This is a genomic window from Paraburkholderia sp. 22099 (genome assembly GCF_052045835.1).
Lineage (GTDB): Bacteria > Pseudomonadota > Gammaproteobacteria > Burkholderiales > Burkholderiaceae > Paraburkholderia > Paraburkholderia terricola.
In genome coordinates this window covers 1-3,558 of sequence record NZ_JBQEPU010000070.1, presented here as the reverse complement: position 1 = coordinate 3,558, position 3,558 = coordinate 1, and the positions used below count along the sequence as shown (strand labels likewise).

3 protein-coding genes are annotated in these 3,558 nt (G+C 58.2%); all 3 read left to right on the top strand.

All coding sequences use genetic code 11. The annotated features are described in order from the left end of the window. The first annotated feature begins 79 nt into the window (after positions 1-79). Positions 80-436 carry a DUF5372 family protein gene (locus ACTJLC_RS31615; protein ID WP_436263794.1) on the top strand — a complete coding sequence of 119 codons (357 nt, stop codon included), beginning with the start codon at positions 80-82 and terminating at the stop codon, positions 434-436. Between the two features lie 188 nt (positions 437-624). After that, complete coding sequence (locus ACTJLC_RS31610; protein WP_073431402.1) at positions 625-1,077, top strand: helix-turn-helix domain-containing protein; 453 nt, start codon at positions 625-627, stop codon at positions 1,075-1,077. A gap of 270 nt (positions 1,078-1,347) precedes the next feature. After that, positions 1,348-3,432 (top strand): recombinase family protein, encoded by a 2,085-nt coding sequence (locus ACTJLC_RS31605; protein WP_436263542.1) that lies wholly within the window; start codon positions 1,348-1,350, stop codon positions 3,430-3,432. Positions 3,433-3,558: the final 126 nt, after the last annotated feature.

Below are 3,558 nucleotides of genomic sequence, written 5' to 3'. Positions count from 1 at the left end.
CTCACAAGCAGCGCGGCGATCGCCCGGTTGGCTTCGGCAAGACTGAAGAAGCGTTGTTTGCGCAACCGGGCGAGAATCCATCGTTGTACGAGGAGCACTCCCTGCTCGACCTTGGCCTTCTCGCAAGTCAGCAACTGTCTGTCATGAGGAACATCGCGTAGTCAAAGGCGCGTCCTTCGAGATTACCCATCCATTCCACCCAGCACGTGGAAATCGCTTTGTCCTGGTGAGTCGCAAGCAGAACTGGGGTGAAGATCGCGTGATGTATTTCGACGCACACAAGCGTCTGCGCTCGGTGCTGGCATCCTGGACCGATGTCCCGGAGCCAGATCTGTTCGCGCAGGCCTCCGGTGGACATTCCTGGTTTAGAACAGACGATCTGCTTCGATTGCGTGCGCTTGTTGACGATTTGTTGGGAGCGCGCAATGTCAAATAAATTTCGCCGTTCACGTAAAGATAAATATGCCGCTGTGGAGATGATGCTAGCTCTACTCTGGCAAGATAGATTTCATTTATTTGCACGTTTTAGCGGCATTTCTGGAATCGATCTGATCACAGAGAAACTTGACATATCGAATACAGAGGCGTATTTTATTTGTCATTGCATCAACGAGAGATCATGTAATGACCAGGCCACCGTCAAAGCGCGATCGACTCCGCGAACTTGGTGCTCTCAATCCTCATCCCGACCGAATACGGGCGCCATGGTTTCGATCGGGCGATTTCTTCGATCCCGACGATCTTGTTCAGGTCAAGTACGAGATGTTGCGTCATGTTCGGGTCGATGGCGCTTCCAAGGCCGAGGCGGCCGCCCTGTTCGGAATGTCCAGGCCGACCTTCTATCAAGCGGAGAGCGCCTTTGCGAGCGAGGGGCTGCCAGGGTTGCTTCCGAAACAGCGTGGGCCCAAAGGCGCGCACAAACTCAACTCGGTGGTCATGGCGTTCATCGAGGAGCGTCTACAGCAGGACGGCAGCATTCGCGCTCGCGCGCTTGCGCAGGAGATCGAAACCTGGCTGGAGCTTTCGATCCACCCACGCAGTATCGAACGTGCGTTAGCACGCAAAAAAAAACCGTAGACGATTCGCCTCAATTCCGTCCGCCATCGTCAGCGCTTGCTCGCTACGAAGCGCTGCGGGCCGATCTGCTCGGCACAGGTCCTAACTCAGAAGGCCACGCGGCCATACGCTTTCATGGCCTGTTGCACGGGCTGGCGATCCAACGCCCGGACGCTTCGCGCATCGAGGCTCCCACTCCAACCGTGTCTGCTTCCAACTCAGTGCGGGATAACGGCGCGCTTGTTCGCGTGCTGGCCAACCTCGTGCTGCGCACCCACGAGGAGCTTGCCCATGTCTACTAACTCCGCTCAGAAGGTCACCGCCGAACATCTGCGGCGAGATGCGTTTCTCTACGTTCGACAGTCGTCGCTTCGACAGGTGTTCGAGAATACCGAGAGTACGAAGCGGCAATATGCGCTACGCGATCGCGCGGTCGCCCTTGGCTGGCCGATTGAGCGCATTCACGTCGTCGATAACGATCTCGGCATGTCCGGGTCCAGCGCCCAGGAGCGAGATGGCTTTCAGCACCTGGTCGCCGAGGTCGCCAATGGTCACGCCGGCATCGTGCTGGGATTGGAAGTGTCGCGCCTTGCGCGCAATAATGCAGACTGGCATCGCCTGATCGAACTTGCATCGCTCACGCAAACTTTGATTCTGGACGAAGATGGAATTTACGATCCAGGTCAATTTAATGATCGCCTTTTGCTTGGGTTAAAGGGCGCCATGAGCGAGGCAGAGCTTCATATCCTCAAGGGCCGGCTGCAAGGCGGGATCAAGAACAAGGCACGCCGTGGCGAGCTGGAGGTGCCTTTGCCGATCGGGTTTGTGTATCACCCGAATGGCTCAGTCGCACTCGATCCCGATCAACAGGTCCGTGGCGCGCTGCAGTTGCTGTTCGACACGTTTCGGCAAGCTGCGTCAGCTACCGCCACCGTCAAGCGATTTCGCCAGGAAGGCTGGCTGTTTCCGCGTCGCATCCGCCGGGGGATTGGCAAGGGAGATCTGATCTGGGGGTCGTTGGAACACTGTCGCGTCATCCAGATACTGCACAACCCCCGTTATGCCGGCGCCTTTGTATATGGCCGCACACGCGGAGCGTATCGTCCGGGACGCAAGCCCACGGCACTTAAGGTTGACCGGGAGAATTGGCAGGTGTTAATTCAGAAGGCTCATCCAGGCTTTATCGACTGGGAGGAGTTCGAACGCAACCAGGCGACGCTTAAGCAGAACCTAACCGGATTCGGGCGCGACCGACGAGGCAGCATGCCACGCGAGGGCGTTGGGCTCCTGCAGGGGCGCGTCGTGTGCGGGGTGTGTGGCGCACGTATGCGCGTACGATACCAGGTTGTGGGCAATAAACTCGAACCGTACTATATGTGCACGGAGAATCCGGTGCGACGCGCCGGCAAACCCTGTCAGTCTGTTCGCGGAAGCGCCATCGATGACGCGATAGGCTCACTGCTTCTGGAGAGCGTCGCACCGGCCGCTCTCGAGGTCGCGCTAGCTGTCGAAGAAGAGATATCAGGGCGCGTCAAACAGGCCGCCGATCAGCGTCAGAAGCAACTGGTCCGGGCGCGCTACGATGCCGAACTCGCGCGCCGTCGATATATGAGTGTCGACCCGACCAACCGGCTTGTCGCCGACACGCTCGAAGCGGACTGGAACGAACGTCTGCGCGTGCTGGATGAATTTCAACAGGAGAACGAACGACTTAAGAACGCCGATCACAAGCTGTTAAGCAGCGATGCGCGAACCCAGATTCAGGCGCTCGCCGAAGACTTCCCCCGCGTCTGGAATGACCAACGAGTCGTACCGGTCGAGCGCAAGCGCATGGTCGCTTTGCTCATTGAAGACGTAACCTTGGTAAAGTCCGAACGCGTCGCGATCCACGTACGCTTTCGTGGCGGGCGAACGACCTCGCTGGAGATCGACAAGCCCAAACCCATTGCCCTGATTCGCAAGACTTTGCCTGAAGTCGTTGCGAAGGTCGACGAACTCCTCGAAACCTGCTCGGACCGGCAAGTCGCCGAACAACTAAATGCGCTCGGTTATACAAACTGGAAAGGTGAAGCGTTCACGCACAAGAAGGTCTTTATCGTCCGCACCGCCTATCGACTCAAGTGCCGGTTTGAACGCCTGCGCGAACGCGGCATGTTGACAGCCAACGAGCTGGCCGCACAACTTGGGGTCTGCCCGACTAGCATCCACCTCTGGGCCCGGCGCGGGCTGTTGCGTCAGCATCGCTACGGTAACCTGCATCGCTGCCTGTACGAGCCCGTCGGCGACGTCGTCCTGGTCAAAGGACAAGGCGGTCGCTACAGTTCGACACAACCGACGTTTATCGCTGTTCCACCAACCACACAAGGTGCAGTATGACGCGTACGCCTTGTCCCGGGGCTTTTTACTGCGGGCGGGGATGACTGCCACGGAGTAATGCGAAGCCATCGCGCCGTAGGTGCGATTTACGATCGGGTCATAGAAGCTCGGTTTGTGCACGCCCGA

Excerpts from the sequence above, each read along its gene's own strand:
- ACTJLC_RS31610 (WP_073431402.1), top strand. The coding sequence starts at position 625 with ATGACCAGGCCACCGTCAAAGCGCGATCGACTCCGCGAACTTGGTGCT.
- ACTJLC_RS31605 (WP_436263542.1), top strand. The coding sequence starts at position 1,348 with ATGTCTACTAACTCCGCTCAGAAGGTCACCGCCGAACATCTGCGGCGA.